The organism is Agromyces bauzanensis (assembly GCF_014645655.1).
Classification (GTDB): Bacteria; Actinomycetota; Actinomycetes; order Actinomycetales; family Microbacteriaceae; genus Agromyces; species Agromyces bauzanensis.
Window position 1 is genome coordinate 1 of the sequence record NZ_BMMD01000047.1, and the last position, 5,427, is coordinate 5,427.

Annotated in this window: 2 protein-coding genes and 2 pseudogenes; 2 read left to right on the forward strand and 2 right to left on the reverse strand. The window is 63.8% G+C overall.

Going from position 1 to position 5,427, the window contains the following annotated elements:
- Positions 1-831 precede the first annotated feature (831 nt).
- Together IEX31_RS18120 and IEX31_RS18125 are read right to left on the reverse strand one after the other, a co-directional pair.
- Positions 832-1,203: a hypothetical protein gene (locus IEX31_RS18120; RefSeq protein ID WP_188744796.1), complete on the reverse strand. Its 372-nt coding sequence runs from the start codon at positions 1,201-1,203 to the stop codon at positions 832-834.
- 176 nt (positions 1,204-1,379) lie between these two features.
- Positions 1,380-3,326, reverse strand: a complete 1,947-nt coding sequence (locus tag IEX31_RS18125; RefSeq protein ID WP_505579046.1) for a glycoside hydrolase domain-containing protein — start codon at positions 3,324-3,326, stop codon at positions 1,380-1,382.
- A gap of 168 nt (positions 3,327-3,494) precedes the next feature.
- Here IEX31_RS18125 and istA point away from each other — a divergent pair.
- Both istA and IEX31_RS18135 read left to right on the forward strand, forming a co-directional pair.
- Positions 3,495-4,466, forward strand: a pseudogene (gene istA, locus IEX31_RS18130) (IS21 family transposase); the annotation flags it as partial.
- Positions 4,467-4,541: 75 nt separating this feature from the next.
- Positions 4,542-5,427 (forward strand): annotated as a pseudogene (locus IEX31_RS18135) (IS3 family transposase); the annotation flags it as partial.

Genomic DNA, 5,427 nt, shown 5'->3' on the forward strand with positions numbered 1-5,427 from the left:
CTCCCGCTCCTCATCACTCAGAATCAACTCGGCCTTCGGGCGTCCCGTTCTCGGCATACCCCATTCTACAACTTAACCAGAGAATTTCAGGCGCACGACACTAGGCGATCTCGACAAGGTGCGCGAACTCGCGGTCGAGCTCGCTGACGACCCGCCCGACCTCGTGGTCAGCAACGCCGCGACGATCGCGCCGCTGGATGCGCGCAATACGCAGGGTCTTCCGCTCGGCCTGGCTGTGAACTACCTCGCCCGTATCTGCTCATGCGGAGTCTGGTCGAGCCGAGCGGGTCACGTCCGACGCGGTTCGTTGTGGTCGGCGGCCCTCCCTCCATGCTGAATCGGACACCGGTCGACCTACCGGACGATCTTGCGCTGCGTTCGGCGCACCATTCCCCGAGGGCGGCAGCCGGTGGGTTCTCTCGGCCAGCGGCGGGGCGCTCCTCGACCAGGGCATCTACCCGGTTTCGCTCGCGCACGCGCTGCTCGGCATACACCGAGGCTTGCCGAGGTCACTCGAAAACCTTCGAACGCCTTCCGCAATGCGGCTTGACCCGCCTGCACTCGTGAGCAGCCACAATGTGAAATGGCTGGTCAAGCGCTACTTTGTGGGGCGGACCAGACTTGAACTGGCGACCGATGGATAGCGGCAGCGGCGTCTCCATCTGCGCGTTCTACTCGAGAGGCCTCGAGTGATATCGACCTGACCGGGAGTTTCTTGCCGATTGTGCTCCGAGTCTACCTCGATGCCTCGGTTCGCATGGGCTGGTCTCGGCGCAAAAAGTGGGTGAATAAGCGTGCGCACGTCGAGTTAACTGAGTCGAAGAGCCAGGTCTACCATCCGGGGTACTCCCATGGGCGGATGGCCATGAACACAGCGGCCCAGAGCACGATGGACGCCGCGAACGCGACCAGGTTGGCCACGGCCGCAGCCAGTTTTGAGAACGACAGCAATGCCGGGATGGCCGCCAATACTGCAGGAATCAGCAGAATCGCTGCGATTGCGGCGGATCCCACCTCGGTGAGCCCGCATTCTGCGCGCGACAAGGCCCCGGATTCGGTGGCCGGACTGCTGAAGATCATGATGGGAACGAGCAGGAGGGTACCGAGTATCGACTCGCACCACAGGATGAACGCTCGCACGCCAGGAGTGGAAGCCGCTCGGCTGCCGAGCACCATCGCGAGGACCATCGCAAGCACGGCCACCGCGGACCACCCAACGCTCTCGAGCGCATGAACCCAGGTGGTTTCTCGTGGCTCGAAGCAGTTGACCGCTCGTGCGAGTGGCGATAGAAGGGAATAGCTGGACACGGCGCTGGCAGTGACGCCGAGAATCGCCGTGAGATACGCCCACGCTTTCACGAAGGGCCGATTCGTCCGAGTCATCCCTCCGGCCAGGCCTGTGCCGTTTCGACCGCATCGGCGAAGCCGTTCGCCAGACCATCGAGCTCTGTAGCGAGCACGGCAGCGGAGGGCGGCAAGGTAGTGGCCGCCGCACCTGGGAGTCGGACCTTGATGAAGAAATCGATCGCCCAGTCAGGAAGCCACGGAGTAGTAAAGACGGACTTGGCCGCGGCAACCATCGTGCTTCGGTTCCCGAACCGCTCCGCAATGAACCGCTTCGCCAACCACCCCGGATCGTCCTCGATCTCCACGAGCATCTGCCGCACGATCTCGTCGAGCGAAACGTCCGGCTGGTCGTTCATCCGCTTCGCGCACAGGAATGCCGCCATGTCTGCCTTCAGATCCCTCACTGCGAAATTCGTGTCGCTTGTCCCGCCGAGGTTCGCGGCGGTCCAGGTCTTGACGTCCAAGATCCCGCCTGGCTCCTTGACCCTGGCATTCTCGTAGCTCTCCCAGAATGTCACCAGATCCAACGCCCAACCGCCAAGGTCGCCCGGGTTGATCACACCACCGCTGTTGACGCCACGGAGAAGATGCCCCCGGGTGGATGCAGCCCAGTGGTCCGTTTGGCCGAACCGTAGGGCGACTGGCGTGGGGTAAAGCTCGCTTCCACCGCGCTCCTGGAGGGTGACAAAGGCTGCCACCAACGCGTCAAAGTGGGGAGTTCCCTCGGAGAACCCGACGTACGCGGCCGGTGTATAGACGAGTTCCCACGCTCCGGCGGTGATGCTAGCTCCCTCGCCGCCCCAGTACTCTGGCCGCTGCAGCCAGTTGAGCACGGTGTCGTTGCGTTGGCGGCGGGTCACGAGAGAGCTAGCGGTCGAGCTGTCGCCGAGGTAGCAAAGGCCGGCGATCCGCCAATAGAACTCTTCATCGAATCCGGCCGGAGCGCCGTTCTCGTACCGTCGAGGTGTTCGGAGCACGTCGCTCTCATTCAGCCATTCGGCGCGCGACGAAGGGATGACCTTATCGATCTCGATTCCCGATGAACCAGAGGAGAGCAGCCGACCGTCGATCTGGTCGTACGCCCAGTTGCTGGGAAGCGCGAATCCGAGGTTGCCGCTGTACCCAGTCGACATGTCGCTCACGAACGAGGACTCCGTCAGCCCCTCCTCGGCGAGGATCGAGCAGACGTTCCGCGTCCCGTAGACGCCGAGGCGATAGGTCACTGAACTCGACTTCTGCAACGCATCCCTCACACCCTGGAAGTGCGGGATGACGACGGCGTAGATGTCATCTTCGGTAGCGTCGAAGTCGACCGAGAGATACACGCGCTCACCGGATCGAATGCCCATCTGCCGCATTCGCATTGCGATCCGTTCGCCCTGCTCAAAGCCGAGCGGGTAGGAGAACTGGTCGGCCGCGTCATTCCACTCCTGATAGATCGGGAACCACCGCAGCCCGTTCGACCAGATCCGCGCGGCCTCGTCATGCTGCAGGCGTTTGTCGATCCCGTTGATATAACGGCCGACGGTGACGTAGCCGGCCGACGTGACGGATGGGATCTTCAGCGGATGCAGCGGGGTTGCCGTGTCACACGCGTTCGAAGGCCTGTTGACGTCTCCGGTACTTACCAGAAGGGACGCCCAGGTCGAGAAGTTCGCCGCTCCGGTCGCGGCAAGTTCGACGAAGTTCTGGAACCCGAGCGTCTGTTGTTGGGTGCTGGAGTCGAACTGGCCGAGGAAGGAATCGACTTCATACCCGTTGAAAATCAGAGCAGCTTGGTAAAGACGCACCAGGTGTCTGGATCCGTCAGAGGCTCCCAGCCCAAAGACACCGTAATCGCGGATCCCCTGCTGTGTACCTGGCCCGAAGTTGCCGTTCGCCGTGCCGTCCGCCATCCCGATCTCGTACTGAATGGCGTACATGAGCCCTTGCTGCACCTGACGGGAGTAGATTGTTAGCGGCCATGCCAAACTGCCCATAGGCGGCCACGGAACTGCCCACCAGCGGCCAGTAGAACTGCCTGCTGGTGGCCATGAGATCTGCCCACTTCCTGTTCTGAGCCCGACCGCTTAAGCGGCGGGAGCCTCTCCCTGGGGTTTGATTGCGGTGTTCAAGACGCACCAAAGTCGCCCGGGAAGAGGCCCTGAATGAAGTTTGACGGAGAAATCATGGAAATCCTTGCTGCCTACGATCTGACCGGATCGTTGCGCGCCACAGCCGAGCTCACCGGCTGCTCGCACCACACTGTCGCCCGTCACGTCGCCGCCCGCGACGCCGGCAAGCCGATCGCCGAGCCCGCCTTTCGGGGTCGGGTGACCGATGGGTTCCTGCCCAAGATCGAGGAATGGGTCGAGGCGTCCAAGGGCAAGATCCGCGCCGACAAGGCCCACGAGAAACTCGTCGCCCTCGGCTACGACGGGTCGGATCGCTCGACCCGGCGGGCGGTCGCGCAGGTCCGTACCGCCTACCGGTTCGGCCATGTCCGGGTGCACCGGCCTTGGATCACCGAGCCGGGCATGTGGCTGCAGTATGACTTCGGCGACGGTCCCGTCATCGACGGCCGCAAGAGTGTGTTGTTCGTCGCCTGGCTGGCCTGGTCAAGGTCTCGGGTCGTGATCCCGCTCCGGGATCGAACGGCGCCGACCGTGTTCGCGGCCCTCGACCGCACGTTCCGCATTCTTGGCGGCGCGCCGACATACGTCCTGACCGACAACGAGAAAACGGTGACCGTGTCCCATATTGCCGGGGTCCCGGTTCGCAACCAGCAGACCGTTGACTTCGCCCGCCACTACGGCATCACCGTGCTGACCTGTCAACCGGCCGACCCCGCCACGAAGGGCGGGTCGGAGTCCTCGGTCAAGGTCGCCAAGGCCGATATTGTCCCCAGGGACACCAACCTGCGCCCCGAATACGGGTCCTTCGCAGAGCTCGAGGCGGCCTGCGAGACGTTCATGGAGCAGGTCAACAACCGTGAGCACCGGGTCACGCGGCGCAAGCCCGCGGCGATGCTCGAGGAGGAACAGCCCCGCCTGCACCGGATCCCCGACACCGCCCACACGGTCTCCTTCGGCCTCTCCCGGGCCGTCCCGGACAACACCCCGATGGTGACGTTCGAGAATGGTGGGCTGCTTCGGTGATTTCGGACAGCGGGCCCTCCTAAGGTGAGGGTTCTACCCGAGAGTGAGTTCATGAACATGACTGCATCACGCAGACGGTTCAGCCAGGAGTTCAAGGACGAGTTGTGTCAGGAGGTGATCTCGACGTCGAAGACCATCAAGGACGTCGCGGTCGCGTATGGCGTTGGTCCCGAGACGCTCCGCACGTGGCTGATCAAGTACCGCGACACGCGCGGCGGGACCGAGGCCGAGCTGACCGTCGATGAACGGGCCCGGCTCAAGGAGTTGGAGCGGGTCGTTCAGGATCTGCGGGCGGAGACGGCGTTCTTGAAAAAAGCCAGCGCTTACTTCGCGAGGGATCAGCGACTGTGAGCCGGTACGAGTACATCGATTCCTGCAGGAACGACCCGTCCGAGACGAACCCGGTGACCAAGATGTGCGCCTGGCTGGCGGTGTCCACGTCGGGGTTCTACCACTGGCTGTCCCGGCCGGCCTCGGCCACCGCAGCCCGCAGGGAGGCGCTGACGGGACGGGTGAAGCACTTCTTCACCGCGTCGGACGGCACCTACGGTTATCGGCGGGTCCACGCCGATCTGGCCGATGAGGGCAACGGATGCTCCCCGGAGTTGGTGCGCCAGATCATGCGGGCCGAGGGCCTGGTCGCCTGCCAGCCTCGCCCGTTCCGGGTCACCACCGACGCCGACGCCGAGGCGGCGGCGGACATGCCCGACCTGGTCGAGCGGGACTTCACCGCCGACCGCCCCGGGGTCAAGTTCGTCGGCGACATCACTTACGTCCACACCTGGCAGGGGTTCGTGTATCTGGCCACGGTGATCGACTGCTACTCGAAGAAGGTCGTGGGCTGGTCGATCGCGGACCACATGCGCACCGAGCTCGTCGAGACAGCGCTGCGAAACGCTGCTGCGACGACAACGATCGAGCCGCTGGCGATCTTCCACTCCGA

What these genes read in the sequence shown, in the direction of transcription:
- IEX31_RS18125 (WP_505579046.1), bottom strand. Translation starts at nt 3,326, where the DNA reads ATGGGCAGTTTGGCATGGCCGCTAACAATCTACTCCCGTCAGGTGCAG.